Origin of the sequence: Agromyces tropicus (assembly GCF_039531345.1) — a bacterium.
Classification (GTDB): Bacteria; Actinomycetota; Actinomycetes; order Actinomycetales; family Microbacteriaceae; genus Agromyces; species Agromyces tropicus.
In genome coordinates, this window is sequence record NZ_BAAAPW010000003.1 from 101697 (window position 1) to 119077 (window position 17381).

15 protein-coding genes are annotated in these 17381 nt (G+C 72.5%); 6 read left to right on the forward strand and 9 right to left on the reverse strand.

Translation table 11 applies throughout. The features are described from left to right. Nucleotides 1–40: 40 nt before the first annotated feature. The 9 genes from kynU to ABD230_RS11540 form a co-directional block, all read right to left on the reverse strand. On the reverse strand, nt 41–1321 hold the full coding sequence (gene kynU / locus ABD230_RS11500; RefSeq protein WP_344373572.1) for a kynureninase: 1281 nt from the start codon (nt 1319–1321) through the stop codon (nt 41–43). Nucleotides 1322–1394: 73 nt separating this feature from the next. Next, on the reverse strand, nt 1395–2387 hold the full coding sequence (locus tag ABD230_RS11505; RefSeq protein WP_344373574.1) for an amidohydrolase family protein: 993 nt from the start codon (nt 2385–2387) through the stop codon (nt 1395–1397). Nucleotides 2388–2392: 5 nt separating this feature from the next. Then, nucleotides 2393–2917, reverse strand: a complete 525-nt coding sequence (locus ABD230_RS11510) for a 3-hydroxyanthranilate 3,4-dioxygenase (RefSeq protein ID WP_344373578.1) — start codon at nt 2915–2917, stop codon at nt 2393–2395. Next, entirely contained in the window at nt 2914–3375 is a 462-nt protein-coding gene (locus tag ABD230_RS11515; RefSeq protein ID WP_344373585.1) for a RidA family protein, read from the reverse strand. The genes ABD230_RS11510 and ABD230_RS11515 overlap by 4 nt, the downstream gene beginning before the upstream one ends. After that, nucleotides 3372–4217, reverse strand: a complete 846-nt coding sequence (locus ABD230_RS11520) for a 2-keto-4-pentenoate hydratase (RefSeq protein WP_344373596.1) — start codon at nt 4215–4217, stop codon at nt 3372–3374. Before ABD230_RS11520 ends, ABD230_RS11515 begins: the two co-directional genes overlap by 4 nt. Continuing rightward, nucleotides 4214–5296 carry a 4-hydroxy-2-oxovalerate aldolase gene (dmpG, locus tag ABD230_RS11525; RefSeq protein WP_344373608.1) on the reverse strand — a complete coding sequence of 361 codons (1083 nt, stop codon included), beginning with the start codon at nt 5294–5296 and terminating at the stop codon, nt 4214–4216. Before dmpG ends, ABD230_RS11520 begins: the two co-directional genes overlap by 4 nt. Then, the gene (locus ABD230_RS11530; protein WP_344373612.1) at nt 5293–6222 is read right to left on the reverse strand and encodes an acetaldehyde dehydrogenase (acetylating); all 930 of its coding nucleotides are present in this window, start codon (nt 6220–6222) and stop codon (nt 5293–5295) included. The genes dmpG and ABD230_RS11530 overlap by 4 nt, the downstream gene beginning before the upstream one ends. Beyond that, the gene (locus ABD230_RS11535; RefSeq protein ID WP_344373616.1) at nt 6219–7079 is read right to left on the reverse strand and encodes a 2-keto-4-pentenoate hydratase; all 861 of its coding nucleotides are present in this window, start codon (nt 7077–7079) and stop codon (nt 6219–6221) included. The genes ABD230_RS11530 and ABD230_RS11535 overlap by 4 nt, the downstream gene beginning before the upstream one ends. Continuing rightward, nucleotides 7076–8590: a 2-hydroxymuconic semialdehyde dehydrogenase gene (locus ABD230_RS11540; RefSeq protein ID WP_344373629.1), complete on the reverse strand. Its 1515-nt coding sequence runs from the start codon at nt 8588–8590 to the stop codon at nt 7076–7078. Before ABD230_RS11540 ends, ABD230_RS11535 begins: the two co-directional genes overlap by 4 nt. 82 nt (nt 8591–8672) lie before the next feature. On the opposite strand from ABD230_RS11540, the gene ABD230_RS11545 reads away from it, so the two are divergent. The 6 genes from ABD230_RS11545 to ABD230_RS11570 all read left to right on the forward strand — a co-directional run bounded on the left by ABD230_RS11545 (nt 8673) and on the right by ABD230_RS11570 (nt 17241). Further along, entirely contained in the window at nt 8673–9641 is a 969-nt protein-coding gene (locus tag ABD230_RS11545) for a LysR substrate-binding domain-containing protein (protein ID WP_344373631.1), read from the forward strand. A gap of 126 nt (nt 9642–9767) precedes the next feature. Then, on the forward strand, nt 9768–11390 hold the full coding sequence (locus ABD230_RS11550; protein WP_344373633.1) for an LVIVD repeat-containing protein: 1623 nt from the start codon (nt 9768–9770) through the stop codon (nt 11388–11390). A 7-nt stretch (nt 11391–11397) separates the two neighbouring features. Further along, nucleotides 11398–12924 carry a DHA2 family efflux MFS transporter permease subunit gene (locus ABD230_RS11555; protein ID WP_344373637.1) on the forward strand — a complete coding sequence of 509 codons (1527 nt, stop codon included), beginning with the start codon at nt 11398–11400 and terminating at the stop codon, nt 12922–12924. 71 nt (nt 12925–12995) lie between these two features. Next, nucleotides 12996–14120: an ABC transporter ATP-binding protein gene (locus tag ABD230_RS11560; RefSeq protein WP_344373641.1), complete on the forward strand. Its 1125-nt coding sequence runs from the start codon at nt 12996–12998 to the stop codon at nt 14118–14120. Nucleotides 14121–14178: 58 nt separating this feature from the next. Continuing rightward, nucleotides 14179–15348, forward strand: coding sequence for a hypothetical protein (locus ABD230_RS11565; RefSeq protein WP_344373644.1), 1170 nt, complete (start codon nt 14179–14181; stop codon nt 15346–15348). Nucleotides 15349–15351: 3 nt separating this feature from the next. Beyond that, the gene (locus ABD230_RS11570) at nt 15352–17241 is read left to right on the forward strand and encodes an ABC transporter permease (RefSeq protein WP_344373663.1); all 1890 of its coding nucleotides are present in this window, start codon (nt 15352–15354) and stop codon (nt 17239–17241) included. The last annotated feature ends 140 nt before the right edge of the window (nt 17242–17381 follow it).

Sequence of the window (17381 nt, forward strand, 5' to 3'; positions counted from 1 at the left end):
CCGCATGGTGAATTTCGGCAACGGCCGATGGTCCCGTCGCTCAGGTGACGTCGCCGCGGCGGGCGAAGCGCGGTTCCCGCCAGACCTCGGACGCCAGCACGTCCTCCAGCGCGTCGACCGCGTCCCACACGTCGGCATGCGACACGTAGAGGGGAGCGAACCCGAACCGCATGAGGTCCGGTGCTCGGAAGTCGCCGATCACGCCCCGCTCGATGAGCGCCTGCACGATCGCGTAGCCCGACTCGTGGCGCAGCGCCACCTGGCTTCCGCGGAGCGACGACCGCCGCGGCGTGACGACCTCGACGGGCCACCGCCCGAGCCGGTGGTCGACGAGCGAGATGAACAACTCGGTCAGCCGGAGGCTCTTCTCGCGCACGAGGTCCAGGTCGACGTCGGCCCAGACGTCGAGGCTCGCCTCGAGGGCCGCGAGCGAGAGCAGCTGCGGGGTGCCGACGCGGAACCGGGCGACGCCGGGGGCCGGCTCGAAGCCGACCGGGAACTCGAACGGCCTCGCGTGGCCGTGCCATCCCGTCAGCGCCGGTCGGGCCGCGTCGTGGTGGCGGGCCGCCGCCCACATGAACGACGGCGCGCCGGGGCCGCCGTTGAGGTACTTGTACGTGCAGCCCACGGCGAAGTCCGCATCGGCCGACGTCAGGTCCACCGGCACGGCGCCGACGCTGTGGCAGAGGTCCCACACGACGAGCGCGCCCGCGTCGTGCACGCGGCGGGTCACCTCCGCGAGGTCGTGCATGCGACCGGTGCGGTAGTCCACGTGGCTCAGCACGACGACGGCGACGTCCTCGTCGAGCACGTCCTCGAGCGTCGGCCCGTCCTCGTGCACCAGGCGCCGCTCCAGCGGCGCGGGGCCGCCGACGGTCTCCTGCACGCTCTCGAGCACGTAGAGGTCGGTGGGGAAGCTGCCGCGCTCGGCGACCACGACGCGTCGTCCCGGGCGGAGGCGGGCCGCGGCCGTCGCGACCTGGAAGAGGCTCGCCGACGTGGAGTCGCCGAGGACCACCTCACCCGGGCCGGCACCGATGAGCGGCGCGATGCGGTCGCCGACGGACTGCGGCTTCGCGAACCATCCCGCGTCGTTCCAGCTCCGGATCAGGCCGACCCCCCACTCCTCCGCGACGACGCGGTCGACGTGCGCCCGCGTCCCCCGGGGCAGCGCGCCCAGCGAGTTGCCGTCGAGGTAGACGACGCCCTCCGGCAGGCTGAACCGGTCGCGGAACGGGGCGAGCGGGTCCACGGCGTCCAGCGACGTGCACGTGGCGCGGTCGATGGTCTGCACGGCCGTCGCCGGGTCGGTCGACTGCATGAGGTTCCGCCTCTCGGGGGTGTCGGGTTCGTTTCGGGATGGTGGGGCTCGTCCGGTCGCGTCGGCGGACCGGTCAGAGCGCCAGCCAGCGTCGCGCGTTGCCGTGGAGGATGGCTGCGCGTTCCGCGTCGTCGAGCCGGGTGGAGCGGTGCACGGCATCGCCCACGGGGCGCTCGCCGAGCGGGTACGGGTAGTCGCTGCCGAGCATCACCTGCGAGGCGCCCAGCGTGTCGACGAGCAGGTGCAGCGCGGTCGGGTCGAACACGACCGAGTCGACGCTGAAGCGGTCGAGGTAGGCCGACGGCGGCCGCTCGCTGACCCCGACGACGTCGGGCCGCCGATGCCATGCGTTCTCGAGGCGGCCGAGCCAGAACGCGAACGACCCGCCGCCGTGCGCGAACGCGATCCGCAGCGTCGGGGGGACGCGGTCGAACACCCCGCCGAGGATCATCGCGATGATCGACAGGTGCGTCTCCGCCGGCATCCCGGTGAGCCAGCGCGCCATCCAGCGATCCAGCCGCGGCGACTCCGCCATGTCCCACGGATGCACGAACACCGGCACGCCCCGGTCCGCGCAGTGCTGGAGGAAGGTCACGACGCCCTCGTCGTCGAGGTCGCGGTCGCCGACGTGGTTGCCGATCTCGACGCCGCGGTGCCCCGACGCGATCGCGCGGTCGACCTCGGCGCACGCGGCATCCGGATCCTGCAGCGGCACCTGGGCGAACGGGACCAGCCGATCCGGAGCCGGGGCGCAGACCTCGAGCGCGAGGTCGTTGAAGATGCGAGCGACCCGGGCGGCGCGGTCGGCGGGCTGACCGTACGAGAAGAAGACGGGCGTCGGCGACACGACCTGCACGTCGATGCCGTCGGCATCCATCTCGCGCAGTCGCTCGTGCGCATCCCAGCAGTTCGACCCGATCCGCCGGAACTCGCTCGAGCCGAGCATGATCATCGCCTCGCGCTCGGAGTCCACGCGCAGCCACGGCCACGGTCCCGGCCCGACCCGTGCCTCCAGGTCGGGCCAGCCGTTCGGCACGACGTGCGTGTGGACGTCGATCGAGCCCACCCGGGTCAGCCCTTGCCCGGGTGGACGGTGCCGCACTTCGGGCAGGTGCGGCCCTCCTCGCTCTCGTAGAACGCGCGGAACACCGGCGGCAGGTCCTCGACGATGTCGCGCACCTGCAGCTCGACCTCGTGCACCTTCGTGTCGCAGTTCGGGCAGAACCACGCGAACCGCTCGAGCGTGCCCTCCTCGCGGATGCGCTCGATGACGATGCCGATCGAGCCCGCCTCCGGGCGCTGCGGGGAGTGGTACACGTTGCCGGGGAGCAGCCACATCTCGCCCTCGCGGATGTCGATCCGCTGCGGCCCCTCGTCGGTCATGACGTCGACGTGCATGTCGCCGCGGTACTGGTAGAACCACTCCTCGTACGGGTCGAAGTGGTAGTCGGTGCGCTGGTTCGGGCCGCCGACGACCTGCACGATGAAGTCGCCCATGGGCTCCCACGCCTGCTTGTTGTTGACCGGCGGCTTCAGCAGGTGCTCGTGCTCGCGGATCCAGGCGGCGAAGTCGATGACGGGTGGGATGGTGGTCACGGTTCCTCCTCGGTGGTGATGGGGGTTCGGCCGGCGTCGCCGCCGTCCGGGCGACGGGCGACGGCCTGGATCTCGATGCGCAGGTGCGGATGCGGGAGCGCGTGCACCGCGACCGTGGTCCGGGCCGGCCCGGATTCGTCGAAGTACTCGGCCCACACGGCGTTGTACGCGGCGAAGTCGTTCATGTCGACGAGGTAGGCCGTGGCCTGGACGAGATCGTCGAGTCCGCATCCCGCCTCCGCGAGGATGCCCCGGAGGTGCTCGAGCACCGCACGGGTCTGCACGGCCACGTCGAGCCGGGTCGCGCCGAACTCGTCGGCCTCGGCGCCCTCGATCGTGTTGTCGGGACGCCGGCTGCTCGTGCCCGAGACGAACACGAACCCGTCGGCGACCCTGGCGTGCGGGAATCGGCCGCGCGGCGTGGCCCCGCCCCGGACGGTGATGGCGCGTTCGGTCATCGGGTCGCCTCCTCGCCGGCGCGCAGGGCGACCCTGCCGAGCCCGGACACCTCGGCGGCCACGGCGCCGCGCACGGGCAGCGGCACCGCCGCGGTCGCGGCGCCCGCGAGGAGCACCATGCCCTCCCGCAGCTCGTGGCCGTGCCGGAGCGCGAGGCGGCGGGCTGCGGCGACCGCGCGGACCGGGTCGCCGAGGATCGCCGCGGTCGAGCCGACCTGCACGGCGCGACCGTCGACCTCGAGCACGACCGCCCGGTTCTCCAGCGCGCCGGCATCGGCGATCGGACGCCACGGCCCGATCGCGAACGCCGAGGCCGACGCGTCGTCGGCGATCACGTCGCCGAGGTCGAACCGGAAGTCCCGGTACCTCGAGTCGATGACCTCGAGTGCCGGGGCGGCGGCGACGACGGCGCTGGAGGCCTCGGCGTCGGGATCGGCGATGTCCGGCCCGAGCAGGAACGCGACCTCCGGTTCGACCCGCGGGTGGATGCCGCGGACTGCCAGGGCGCCGCCGTCGTCGATGCGCATGGCGTCGGTCAGGCTGCCGATGATCACGTCGTGGACGCCCATCTGCCGTGCCTTCTCGCGACTGGTGAAGCCGAGCTTCAGGCCGACGACGCGCTCGCCGCGGGCGCCCCTCCGCGACAGGAGCGCCCGCTGCACCGCGTACGCCGCGTCGAGGTCGAGGGGCTCGTCGCCCGAGGGCTGCGCGATCGGGGCGGCCCGCCGCTCGGCGTCGTCGAGCGCGCGGGCGAGGCGGGCGACGTCCTCGGGCGCGGGCGTCGCCGACGGGGCACGGCCGTCGGGACGGGCGGATGCGGCGGGGGCGACGTCCGTGCTCATGCGGCACCCTCCTCGGTCCGGGCGCGCTCGTCGAGGGTGCCGCCGTCTCCGGCGGCCCAAGTCCGTGCGGTGACGAGGTCGAGCGCGACGTCCAGGATCATGTCCTCCTGGCCGCCGATCATGCGACGCCGGCCGAGCTCGACCAGGATGTCGCGGGCGTCGAGCCCGTGCTGTGCGGCGGCGCGCTCCGCGTGCAGCAGGAAGCTCGAGTAGACGCCCGCGAACCCGAGCGTGAGGGTCTCGCGGTCCACCCGCACGGGGCGCCTCTGGAGGGGGCGGACGAGGTCCTCCGCGGCATCCTGCAGGGCGAACAGGTCGGCGCCGTGCGCCCAGCCGAGCAGGTCGGCGACGGCGACGAACGCCTCGATCGGGCAGTTGCCGGCGCCCGCGCCCTGGCCGGCGAGCGAGGCGTCGACCCGGAGCGCGCCGTGCTCGACGGCCGTGATGCTGTTGGCCACGCTGAGCGACAGGTTCTCGTGCGCGTGGATGCCGATCTCGGTCGCCGGGTCGAGCACCTCGCGGTACGCGTCGATGCGGTCGGCGACGTCGCGCATGGTGAGGCGCCCGCCGGAATCCGTGACGTACACGCAGTCCGCGCCGTACGACTCCATGAGCCGGGCCTGCCCCGCCAGGCCCCTCGGGTCGTTGAGGTGGCTCATCATGAGGAACCCCGAGACGTCCATGCCGTGGTCCTTCGCCCAGCCGATGTGCTGGGCGGCGACGTCCGCCTCGGTGCAGTGCGTCGCGACGCGCACGCTCCGCACGCCGAGGTCGCGCGCCCTGGCGAGGTCGTCGATCGTGCCGATGCCGGGGAGGATGAGGGTCGTCAGCCGGGCGCGCTGCAGCACCGACGCGGCCGCCGCGATCCACTGCTCGTCGGTCCGGGCACCCTGCCCGTAGGCCACGCTCGAGCCGCCGAGCCCGTCGCCGTGCGCGACCTCGATCGCGTCGACGCCGGCCGCCTCCAGCGCCGACGCGATCGCACGGACCTCGTCGACCGAGTAGCGGTGGGCGATGGCGTGCATGCCGTCGCGCAGGGTGACGTCCTGGAGGTACACCCGTGGCGTCGTCTCGGTCATGCCGGTACTCCCGTCCGCTCGGCGATGAGGCGCTCGGCGGTGCGCAGTGCCGCCGAGGTCATGATGTCGAGGTTGCCCGCGTACTCGGGCAGGTAGTGCCCGGCGCCGGCGACCTCGAGCAGGATCGTGATGCGGACGCCGTGGAACCGGCGGCCGAGGGCCGGCACGTACGACTCCTCGACGTGGTCGAACTGCACGTCCTGCGTGAGGCGATACCCGCCGACGTACTGCCCGACCTCGGCGACCATCGTGGCGACCGACCGGCGCACCGCGTCCCGGTCGACGTCGTCGGCCACCAGGCAGTACACGGTGTCGCGCATGATGAGCGGCGGGTCCGCGGGGTTCAGCACGATGATGGCCTTGCCGCGCCCGGCGCCGCCGATGGACTCGATGGCGCGCGCCGTCGTCTGGGTGAACTCGTCGATGTTCGCCCTGGTCCCCGGCCCGGCCGACCTCGACGCGATCGACGCGACGATCTCCGCGTAGGCGACGGGCGCGACGCGGGAGACCGCGGCGACCATCGGGACCGTCGCCTGGCCGCCGCACGTGACCATGTTGACGTTCGTGGCGTCGAGGTGCTCGTCGAGGTTCACGACGGGCACGACGTAGGGCCCGATCGCGGCGGGGGTGAGGTCGACCACGAGCCGGCCCCGATCGCGCACGACGGCGTCGTTGCGGGCGTGCGCGGCGGCCGAGGTCGCGTCGAAGACGAGCTCGACGTCGTCGAACGCGGGCAGCCGCACGAGGCCGTCCACGCCCTCGTGCGTCGTCGCGACGCCGAGGCGACGCGCTCGGGCGAGGCCGTCCGAGTCCGGGTCGATGCCCGCCATGGCCACCACGCGGAGCGTCTCCGAGAGGCGCTTCACCTTGACCAGCAGGTCGGTGCCGATGTTTCCCGAGCCGATGATCGCGACGTCCGTGGTCATGCCGCTCCTCCGTCCGTGGTGGTGGCCGTGCTCCCGGTGAACTCGGTCCGGACCTCGCCGAGGCCGTCGAGCCGCGCGTGGAAGACGCCGGGGGCGGCGTCGACCATGGGGCCGAGCGCGCCCGAGAGGACGACCTCGCCGGCGCGGAGCGGGCGGCCGTGCCGGGCGACCGCGCGGGCGAGCCACGCCACCGCGATGACGGGGCTGCCGAGGCACGCCGAACCCGCGCCCGTCGAGACCGGGGCGCCCTCGTGATCGAGGCGCATGCCCACCCGGGTCAGGTCGAGTCCGTCGAGTCCGCGCGGCGTCGTCCCGAGCACGACCGCGCCGCTCGAGGCGTTGTCGGCGATCGTGTCGGTGATGCGGATGTCCCATCCGGCGATGCGCGAGTCGACGACCTCGATCGCGGGGAGGACGAACTCGGTCGCCCGGATGACGTCGGCCACGTGCGTGGTCGGCGACTCGAGGTCGCGGCCGAGGACGAAGGCCACCTCGGCCTCCACGCGCGGTCGGATGAAGCCGCCGAGGCCGAGCGGCTGCCGGTCGTCGGCGACCATGTCGTCGAGCAGCACGCCGTAGTCCGGCGTGGCGACGCCGAACTGCGCCTGGACCACCGGCGAGGTCAGCCCGATCTTGCGGCCGACGATCCGCGCCCCCTCGGCCACCCGCCGCGCGATGCCGAGCGACTGGACGGCGTAGGCGGACTCCTGGTCGGCCTCGCCGAGGAGCTCGCGGACCGGCGCGCAGGCGATCCGCGCGCACGCGGCGGCGCGCAGCCGCGACTCGGCGGCGTGCACGGCGTCGGCGGTGCCGACGAGGTCGGCCGGGCCGAGCGCGCTGCGGGTCGTCGTGCTCACAGCTGCACGCAGACGTTCGTGGGCTCGGTGTAGAACCCGAGCGAGTGCGGGCCCCCCTCGCGGCCGATGCCCGAGAGCCCGATGCCGCCGAACGGGCTGCGGAGGTCGCGCAGGTACCAGGTGTTCACCCACGACATGCCGACGCGCATGCGCTGCGCGACGCGGTGGCCGCGCGCCAGGTCGCCGGTCCACGTGACCGCCGCGAGCCCGTAGTCGGTGTCGTTGGCGAGCGCGACCGCCTCCTCCTCGGAGTCGAAGGGGATGACGACCGCGGCCGGGCCGAAGATCTCCTCGCGGACCGTCCGGTGCGAGTTGTCCAGGCCCGCCCAGAGCGTGGGCTCGATCCACGACCCGGCGTCGAGTCCGTCGCCGAGCGTCGGGACCCCGCCGCCGGCCAGCAGCTCGGCGCCCTCGTGGAGGGCGAGGTCGTAGTGGCGGAGCACCTTCTCGCGGTGCGCGACCGAGATGAGGGGTCCGGTGGTGGTCGCCGGGTCCTCCGGGCGGCCGAGGCGCAGGCGCCGGGCGTGCTCGGCGAGGCCGGCGGCGACGTCGTCGAAGACGGCCCGCTCGACGTAGATGCGCTCGGTGCAGAGGCAGACCTGCCCGGTGTTCAGGTACGTCGACCGGGCGAGGCCCGCGATCGCCGCGTCGAGGTCGGCATCGGCGAACACGACCGCGGCGTTCTTGCCGCCGAGCTCGAACGAGACCGGACGCACCCGGGGGGCGACGGCGCGCATGATGGCCGACCCCGTGCTCGACTCGCCCGTGAAGGTGACGCCGTCGATGCCGGGGTGGGTGGTGAGGTGCTCTCCGGCCGAGCCGGGGCCGAACCCGTGCACGACGTTGACCACGCCGTCCGGGATGCCGGCGTCGGCGAGGATCTCCGCGAGCAGCATGGCCGACGAGGGGGTCTCCTCGGACGGCTTGACCACGACCGCGTTGCCGGCGGCGAGCGCGGGGGCGAGCTTCCAGGTCAGCAGGAGCAGGGGCAGGTTCCAGGGCACGATCACGGCGACGACGCCGAGCGGGGCCCGGACGGCGTAGTTGAGCGCCCGTCGCCCGTCGTGCAGCTCGGTCAGGTAGGCGTCGAGCCCGGCGGCGGAGACCGTGTCTGCCGCGGACCGGAAGTTCGCCGCGGCGCGGGCGACGTCGAGGTCGCGGGCGAGCGTCTCGGGCTTGCCGGTGTCGCCGACCTCGGCGGCCACGAGCTCCTCGCTGCGGGCGTCGATGAGGTCGGCGACCCTGCGGAGCAGGCGGGCGCGCTCCGCGACGGTCGTGCGCCCCCACGGGCCGTCGAGTGCGCCGCGCGCGGCGGCGACCGCGCGGTCCACCTGCGCCGGGCCGGCCTCGTGCACGACGGCGACGAGCGCGCCGTCGACGGGGTCGACCTTGTCGAAGGTGCGCACGCCGTCGACGAGCTCGCCGCCGATCACGTTGCGGAGCGAGCGGGGGGCCCGGCGCCGCGCAGGGGGCGGGGCCGTGGTCGGTGCCGGCGTCGTCGGGGAGGGCATGGGTTCAGGCTAGGAAGCGCGAACGATGCCGACAAATGCTCTTGTGATGCACTGCCATGCCCGCCCGGCTATAGTCCGGGGCATGGTCACCGATCGCCTCCTCGACGGCCGGCTCAAGCTCCGGCACCTCGTGCTCATCACCGCCATCGCCGACGAGGGCACGCTCGTGCGCGCCGCGGAGTCGCTGCACATCACGCAGCCGGTCGTGACCCGGGGCCTTCGCGAGGTCGAGGACCTCCTGGGCGTGCAGCTCTTCGAGCGGATGCCGCGCGGCGTGACCCCCACGCAGTACGGCACGCCGTTCATCGAGCGCGCCCGGTCCGTGCTCGCCGAGCTGCGCGCGGCCGACGAGGAGGTGCGGCTGCTCCGCACGGGGCAGCTCGGCACCGTCGCGGTCGGCACCCACCTGGCCGGCTCCAACCTGCTCCTCCCGCGCGCCATCGCCGCGCTCAAGGCCGAGCACCCCCGCCTGACCGTGGTCGTGCGGGAGGGCACGCCCGACACGCTCCAGCAGCTCCTGCTCGCGGGCGACCTCGACCTCACGGTCGGGCGGCTCTCGCCGACGGTGCCAGTGCGGCTCGAGCAGGAGCGGCTGCACCACGAGCCGATCCGTCTCGTGGCCCGGGCGGGGCATCCGGTCCACGCCGGCACGCGGGGGACCTCGCTCACCGAGCTGATCGCCTTCCCCTGGATCTTCCCGGTCGCCCAGACGGCGCTCCGCGCCGAGCTCGAGGCCGTCTTCTTCCACGAGGGGCTCCCGCTGCCGGCCGACCGGGTCGAGTGCACGTCGATGCTCACGCTGCGCAACCTGCTCGTGTCGACCGACGTGATCGCCGCGCTGCCGATGTTCATCGCCGTCGACGACCGCGAGCTGAAGCTCCTGCCGACGCCGTTGAGCTCGATCCGCAGGTCGGTCGGCGTCACGATGCCGAAGGACCGTGCGCCGTCGCCGGCCGCCGCGGCGCTCCTGGCCCACCTCCGCGACGAGGGGGCGCGGCTCGCCGCACTCGAGCGCGAGTACGCCGCAGCGGATCCGGTCCGTTCGGGCTGATATGCCCGCACGGTCATGGCAGCGAGCTGGATAGATATTGGACAGCATCGATACGGCCGATGACGCTGAAGGGGTCGGCGCGCTGGAGCGCCGAACCCGATTCTTCTCCCGACCACAGGAGGCGTCATGGCCGGATCCCCCTACGTACCCGATGCGAAGAAGTACCGCCCGGAGGACTTCGAGCGGGTCGCCGGCGAGCCGGCCGACCCCGAGCCCGGGACGTGGGGGATGCAGCCCGACGGCACCTTCCTCCCGCCCGCGTCCACGCCCTCGGTGCCGCGCGACGTGTTCGTCGACTGGCCCGGCCAGCTCGACTACCGCGACCCCGAGACCTATGCGCTGAACGCGACCGCAGAGGCGTTCTACCCGATCGTCGTCAACACGAGCCACTCGTGGCAGTGCATCTACGACATCGACGGCATCCGCTACATGCTGCACTACGGCGGCGGCAACCACTGGAAGCTCTACGACATCACCGACCCCCGCGACCTGAAGATCGTCGACGAGGAGCAGTGGGGCTGGGGTGACCCCCGCCCCGAGTTCGGCGCCACCACGGTGCAGTGGAACGAGACGCTCGGCACGCACATCGCCGTCCAGGCCAGCGAGACGCCCCGGTACTTCCTCAGGGGCCGCGTCGCCAACAAGTGGACCGACGACACGGTCGAGGGCCAGCTCCTCGAGTGGGAGGGCCTCCGCGGGTTCCGCACGTGGCAGGTGAACGGCCCGAGCCCGCGCGACTGGACCCTGCTCACGCAGGTCTCGACCGACCCGAAGCACGGGCCCGACGAGATCCAGGAGGGCAACGGCGTGCTCGACCTGCCCGTCTACTACGGCGACAGGTACCTCTTCGTCGCGACCGCCCCCGACAACACCTTCACCAACCAGCCCTACAAGACGACACTGTGGGCCGCCGGCCACGCCGCCTACGACATCTCCGACCCGGCCAGGCCCGAGCTGCTCTCGACCTGGTGGGTGCCCGGCACCCGCGCCGGCGAGGAGGACGACTCCGAGTACCTGGCGGGCAACGACCGCTGGAACAACCGGACCTCGTGGTTCGGTTCGCGCATGGGCGTGTTCATGCCCCGCTCGGTCGAGTCGGGCTACCGCTACGCCTACGCCGCGCAGGGCGGCCAGGGCTTCTTCGTGCTGGACGTCTCCGACCCCGCGAACATCCACCACGTCGGCTGGTGCGCGCTGCCCACGAGCGTCGCGGGCACCGAGGGCGACAACGTCGACACGACGCAGGTCGAGGAGACCGGCTACGTCTACGTGTCGGGCTACCCGATGAACACCGACTGCTACGAGCCCGCGAAGGAGATCTACCAGGTCGACGTGAGCGACCCGGCGAACCCGCGCGTCGTCCGCACGATGCCTCGGCCGATGCCGCCCGCGGAGGCCGCGTTCACCGACTGGGCGCAGCGCCGCGGCTCCTTCGGGCCGAAGCGCTCCGGCTACTTCACGAACACGGGCACCCCGCACGGCGGGGTCATCCCCTACGCGTTCTACGCGGCGGGCCTGCAGGTCTTCGACGTGCGCGACCCGGAGGACCCGAAGGTCGGCGCGTACTTCGTGCCGCCGATGGGCCTGAAGGACGACGACGACCTCGCAGCGCCCGTGCACGGCATCTTCGTCGAGTGGGATCGCAACCTCATCTGGCTGTTCGCGAACCACGGCATCTACGCCGTGTCGACGCCCCTGCTCGGCGAGCCCGTCGTCGGGCTGCCGGCCGCGTCGACCGACCGGGACTGAGGCGAACGTGACTCCCCCCGCACGACCGCAGGCCGGATCGACGGCCTCGCGACCCTGGCCGGCGCTCTGGGCGCTCGTGATCGGCTTCTTCATGATCCTCGTCGACACCACGATCGTGTCGATCGCGAACCCGGCGATCCTCGCCGACCTCGACACCGACCTCACCTCGGTCATCTGGGTGACGAGCGCCTACCTCCTCGCCTACGCGGTGCCGCTGCTCATCACGGGTCGGCTGGGGGACCGCTTCGGTCCGAAGCGCGTGTACCTCGTCGGCCTCGTGGTGTTCACGCTCGCATCGCTGTGGTGCGGGCTCTCGGGCGACATCGCGATGCTCGTCGCGGCGCGCGCCGTGCAGGGCCTGGGCGCGTCGCTCATGACCCCGCAGACCATGGCCGTGATCACCCGCGTCTTCCCGCCGAGCCGGCGCGGCGCGGCCATGGGCCTCTGGGGCTCGGTCGCGGGCGTCGCGACGCTGGTCGGCCCCATCCTCGGCGGGGTGCTCGTCGACGCGGCCGGATGGCAGTGGGTGTTCTTCGTGAACGTGCCCGTCGGCGTCGTCGCGTTCGTGCTCGCCTGGCGCCTCGTGCCCGACCTCGCGACGCAGGCGCACCGCTTCGACTGGCTCGGGGTCGTCCTGAGCGCGGTCGGCATGTTCCTCGTCGTGTTCGGCATCCAGGAAGGCCCCACCTACGACTGGGGCGTCATCGCCGGCCCGATCACGGTCTGGGCGCTCATCGCCGCGGGGGTGGTCGTGCTCGCCGGGTTCGTGGTCTGGCAGGCGTTCAACCGGGTCGAGCCGCTGCTCCCGCTGGGGCTGTTCCGCGACCGGAACTTCGCGCTCTCGAACGTCGCGATCTCGCTCGTCGGGCTCGCGCTGACCGCGATGCCGCTGCCGTTGGCGTACTACTTCCAGGTCGCCCGCGGCCTCACGCCGACGCAGGCCGCGCTCATGCTCGCGCCGATGGCCGTGGTCTCGGGCGTGCTCTCGCCGATCGTCGGCCGGTTCAGCGACCGGGTGGATCCGAAGTGGGTCGCGCTCGCCGGGCTGTCGACGGCGGCCGCGGCGCTCGCCTGGTACAGCGCCTGGCTCGGACCGGATGTCGCGTACGCCGCCCTGCTCCTGCCCTCGGCGCTGCTCGGGGTCGGCATCTCCGGCGTGTTCGCGCCGCTCGCGTCGACGGCGACGCGCAACCTCCCGCGCGAGTCGGCCGGAGCGGGCTCGGGCGTGTACACGATGACCAGGCAGGTCGGTTCGGTGCTCGGCTCGGCGGCGATCGCCGCGCTGATGGGCTCGACCCTCGCGGCTCGACTGCCCGGTGTCGACGCCGGGGCGGCGCGAGCGACCGACGGCGCCCTGCCGCCGGAGGCCGTCGCGGGATACTCGGCCGCGATGGCCCAGTCGTTGTGGCTCGCCGTCGGCGCGTTCGCGCTCTGCGCCGTCGTGGCCCTCTGCTTCGCCGAGCCCCGGGTCACCGTCGGCTGGGGCGAACCGCCCGCGCCCGCCGCGGTCCCGACCCCGATCGCCGAACGCTGATGGCGGCCCGCGCAGCCCGTCGGAGCACTCGACCCACCGACGGGATCCTGAATACAGAAATGGCACCGGACATGCATCCAGCACGCGGAGGCGGCCGACTCGTGGTCGACGGCCTCGAGAAGCACTACGAGCTCGACGGCGCCGAGGTGCCCGTCGTCACGGGCGTCACGTTCACGATCGAACCCGGCACGTTCACCTCGCTCCTCGGACCGTCCGGGTGCGGCAAGACGACGACCCTGCGCTGCGTCGCCGGGCTCGAGACCAGCAACGGCGGCGAGATCTCGCTCGACGGCACGGTGCTCTCGACCGGCACCCGTCACGTGCCGCCCGACCAGCGCGACGTGGGCATGGTGTTCCAGAACTACGCGATCTGGCCGCACATGACGGTGTTCGCGAACGCCGTCTTCCCGCTCCAGGTCTCGTCGGGCCGCCTGCCGAAGAAGGAGGCGAGGCAGCGGGCCATGGAGGCGCTCGAGCTCGTGCAGCTCGACCGGTTCGCACACCGGCCCGCGACGGCGCTGTCGGGGGGCCAGCAGCAGCGGCTGGCGCTCGCCCGCGCCCTCGCGCACCGTCCGCGCCTGCTGCTGCTCGACGAACCGCTCTCGAACCTCGACGCGAAGCTGCGGGACACGATGCGCAACGAGCTGCGCTCCCTGCAGCAGCGACTCGGGATCACCGCGCTGTACGTCACCCACGACCAGTCCGAGGCGCTGTCGATGTCCGACCGCGTCGCCGTGATGAACCAGGGCCGCATCGTGCAGGAGGCGACGCCGCGCGACCTCTACTTCCGGCCGGCGGACCGCTTCGTGGCGGACTTCGTCGGCCGGGTGAACCTCATCCCCGCGATCGTCCGGGACCGCGCCGACGACGGCACGGCCGTCGTCGAGGCCTTCGGCCGGGGGCTGGTCACGCCGTGCCCGAGCGACCTCGGCGCGGGTCGCGAGGTCACGGTCACGTTCCGCCCGGAGAGCGTGCGCTGGCACGAGACCGCGCCCGACCGCCCGAACGTCCTGCCCGCCCGCGTCGCCAGGGTCGAGTTCCTCGGCGAGATCGTCGAGGTCGAGGCCGAGGTGCTCGACGGCGACACCGCGGTCGGCAGCCTCGTCGCTCGCGGCGCCCCCCTGGACTCGCCCGCGGCCGGCAGTTCCGTCTTCATCGAGCTCGCACCGCAGGCGTGCCGCGTCCTCGCGGCATAGCCCGGAGATCGACCGCACCACCACCCACCAGAGCAACGCCAGAGAGGAAACCCGGATCATGAACGTTCGAACCACCCGGATCGGCGGCATCGCCGCGGCGGCCGCAGGCATGCTGCTGCTGAGCTCCTGCAGTTCCCCGGGCGCGGCCGCGCCCGACCCGGTCGAACCCGGCGGCGACGGATCGACGGCGGCCGCCTGCGACGCCGTCCAGGTCGGCGCCATCACGCGCTGCGAGAACTTCTACGACGACTTCTGGCCCGAGATCGACCGCCAGATGGACGCGCTCTACGAGACGGCCAGGGAGACCGACGGCGGCCGCGTCGTGATCTGGGACTGGTACGAGCTCTCGCCGGACGTCATCGCCGAGTTCACCGGCCGGTACCCGGACCTCACGATCGAGACCCGCGGTCTCACCTACAACCTGTCCTCGGCGATCATCTCGGCCAAGGCCACGGGCGCCCGCAACACCGACGTCATCTCGGGCTCGCTCGTGTCGGCGGCCGCGATGACCGACGAGGGGTACTGGGCCGACGTCGACTGGACGGCGTTCGGCGTGCCGGAGGAGTTCTTCACGATCGGCGCGCCCGAGATGCTGCCGGACAGCGTGAACGGGTCGCTCATGCAGGTCAACGTCGACCGGATCGAGGCACCCGCCACGCTCGAGGGGCTCCTCGACCCCCAGTACGAGGGCAAGGTGTCGGTCGCGAGCTACAACGCGAACGTCTTCGCCGGCTACGGCCTGGACCGGGGCGAGGCCGCCATGACCGACCTCATCGGCGAGCTGAAGTCGACGGGCACCCTCCAGGTGCTCGAGGACCAGGACTCCCCGCTCTCGAGCGGCGACGTGCCGATCGCGCTCGGGCAGACCCTCTTCAACCCGAACCCGAGCCTCGGCGTCTCGCCGTACGAGGACGCCGGGGTCTTCGCCCAGTTCTCGGGCGTGAACGTCGACGCGAAGAACCCGGCCGGCGGCATGCTGTGGACCCTCTGGAACGCCTACGACCCCGACTGGCTGCAGCTGCGCATGACGGACGAGCGGTTCTCGACGACCCAGGTGCCCTACCCGGGGCTGCCGACGTCGCTGTTCGACTCGGCGACCGGCCTCATGGAGACCAACGCCGGCGCCCTGCTCGACGGCCTCCAGGGGGGCGCGATCACCGAGACCGTGGACACCCGCGACGAGTGGATCGCGATGATCAACGCCGCCGACGCGGCACTGAACGGATAACCCGTGTCCCAGGCAGGACGGACCACGAGGGCCGAGCGCACCCGGCCGACCTCGATGCGGATCGCGACGATCATCGCCGGCGCGGTGATCTTCCTCCTCCTCGCGATCCCGCTGGTCGTGCAGGTCATCACGGCCTTCCGTGGTCCGTTCCTGCCGTTCGGGGTCTCCACCGCGCGGTGGTCGGCCGAGAACTTCGTCACGCTCTGGAGCCTGCGCGAGGACTTCTGGGCGGTGCTCGGCTCGACCGCGGCATTCGTGGGCGGGTCCACGGTGCTCTCGCTGCTCATGGCCTTCGGGCTCGCGTGGGTCACCGTCCGCACCGACGCCCCGCTGCGCCGGGTGATCTCGGTGCTCGTCGTCGTGCCGTTCATCATCCCGCCCATCGTCAAGGCGCAGGCGTACCTCCTGATGCTCTCGCCCGAGTCCGGCGTGCTGAACCAGGTGCTGCGACTGCTGCCGGGCGACCTCGTGATCGATCCCTATTCGTTCTCGACGATGATCGTGATCCAGGCCCTCACGAACGTGACCTTCCCGTACCTCATGATCGTGCCCATCCTCACGAGCATGGACGGCTCGCTGGAGGAGTCGGCGCGCGTCTCCGGCGCCTCCTGGCCGCAGACCCTCCGTCGGGTGACGCTGCCCATGCTGTGGCCGGGTCTGCTCGGCGTCGCCGTGCTCACCTTCATCCTCGGGCTCGGCAGCCTCGAGATCCCGCTGCTGTTCGGGCAGGAGTCGGGGAAGTCGATCTTCGCGCTCAAGCTCTGGACGCTCATCAGCGCCGGTGCGGGAGAACTGCCGCAGTACGGCCTCGCCGCGGCGTGGGGGTGCGTCTTCCTCGTGATCACGACCATCGCCTTCGTGGTCTACCTCCGGGCGACGCGGAACGCCGAGCGGCGGGCGTCCATCTCGGGCAAGGGGTTCCGCCCGACGGTGATGAGGCTCGGCGCCTGGAAGCTCCCCGTCATGCTCGTGATCCTCGTCTTCGTGCTGCTCACGGCGGTCCTGCCGCTGTTCGCGCTGCTCTGGTCGGCGATCACGCCCTACCCGATCGCGTTCTCGTTCGAGGCGCTCGCCGCGCAGACGCAGTTCGGCGCCTTCGGCGCCGTGCTCGGCGACCCGGAGTTCTGGGCCTCGCTGGGCCGGACCCTGGTCATCGCCGGAGGGAGCGCGACCATCGCCTGCGTCGCGGCGACCGTGCTCGCGTACGGCATCGCGCGGAGCCGCCGGACGGGATGGACGAGGGCGGTCGACCTCTTCGCGTCGTCGTCGGTCGCCATCCCGGCGGTCATCGCGGGCTTCGCGATGTTCCTGACGTTCATGGTGATCAACCCCGTCATCCCGCTCGCCGGCACGATCGCGGCGCTCGTGATCGCCTACTCGTTCCGCGTGTCGATCGCCTACCGCGCCGGGTACAGCGCCACGCTGCAGATCCGCATGGAACTCGAGGAGGCTGCCCTCGTGAGCGGCGCGAGCGCGTTCGAGGGCTTCCGCCGCATCGTCGCGCCGCTGCTCGCCCCGACGGTCTTCGCCGTCTGGATCCAGATGTTCATCCTGGGCACGAACGAGTTCACGCTCCCCGCGTTCCTCGCGACCCCGGAGTCCCGGCCGCTCTCGGTGTACATGTACGCGATGATCAGCCCACGCTCGGCCCAGCTCTACGCCCCGGACCAGGGGGCGGCGATGGCGCTCATCTTCACGCTCCTCGTCTTCGCGATCGGCTACGGGCTGCAGTGGCTGGTCTCGCTGCGCGCCATCGGCCGCAGCTCGCGTCGCGTCGCGGTCGTCGAGGCGGCGCCGGAGGCGCTGGGCGCGCCGGCACCGGCGGAGACCACCGCTGCGCCGGACACGCGCTCGATCGCGGCGCAGCGGGTCCGTGAGCTGACGCGACGCTGACGCCCGCCCATCTCGACGCGGTTTGTACGAGATGGCCTGTCGACCTGCTCCTGATGTACATGAGGGAGGGGGTGGCATCCGTTCGGCCCTGCCTACCATGAGCCGACATCGCCACCGTCGTCACCGCATCGGAGCACCCC

Bases quoted from the DNA above. Each gene is read 5' to 3' on its own strand.
- ABD230_RS11540 (WP_344373629.1), bottom strand. From the start codon at position 8,590: ATGCCCTCCCCGACGACGCCGGCACCGACCACGGCCCCGCCCCCTGCG.
- ABD230_RS11560 (WP_344373641.1), top strand. From the start codon at position 12,996: ATGCATCCAGCACGCGGAGGCGGCCGACTCGTGGTCGACGGCCTCGAG.
- ABD230_RS11550 (WP_344373633.1), top strand. From the start codon at position 9,768: ATGGCCGGATCCCCCTACGTACCCGATGCGAAGAAGTACCGCCCGGAG.
- ABD230_RS11515 (WP_344373585.1), bottom strand. From the start codon at position 3,375: ATGACCGAACGCGCCATCACCGTCCGGGGCGGGGCCACGCCGCGCGGC.
- kynU (WP_344373572.1), bottom strand. From the start codon at position 1,321: ATGCAGTCGACCGACCCGGCGACGGCCGTGCAGACCATCGACCGCGCC.
- ABD230_RS11520 (WP_344373596.1), bottom strand. From the start codon at position 4,217: ATGAGCACGGACGTCGCCCCCGCCGCATCCGCCCGTCCCGACGGCCGT.
- dmpG (WP_344373608.1), bottom strand. From the start codon at position 5,296: ATGACCGAGACGACGCCACGGGTGTACCTCCAGGACGTCACCCTGCGC.
- ABD230_RS11565 (WP_344373644.1), top strand. From the start codon at position 14,179: ATGAACGTTCGAACCACCCGGATCGGCGGCATCGCCGCGGCGGCCGCA.
- ABD230_RS11545 (WP_344373631.1), top strand. From the start codon at position 8,673: ATGGTCACCGATCGCCTCCTCGACGGCCGGCTCAAGCTCCGGCACCTC.
- ABD230_RS11530 (WP_344373612.1), bottom strand. From the start codon at position 6,222: ATGACCACGGACGTCGCGATCATCGGCTCGGGAAACATCGGCACCGAC.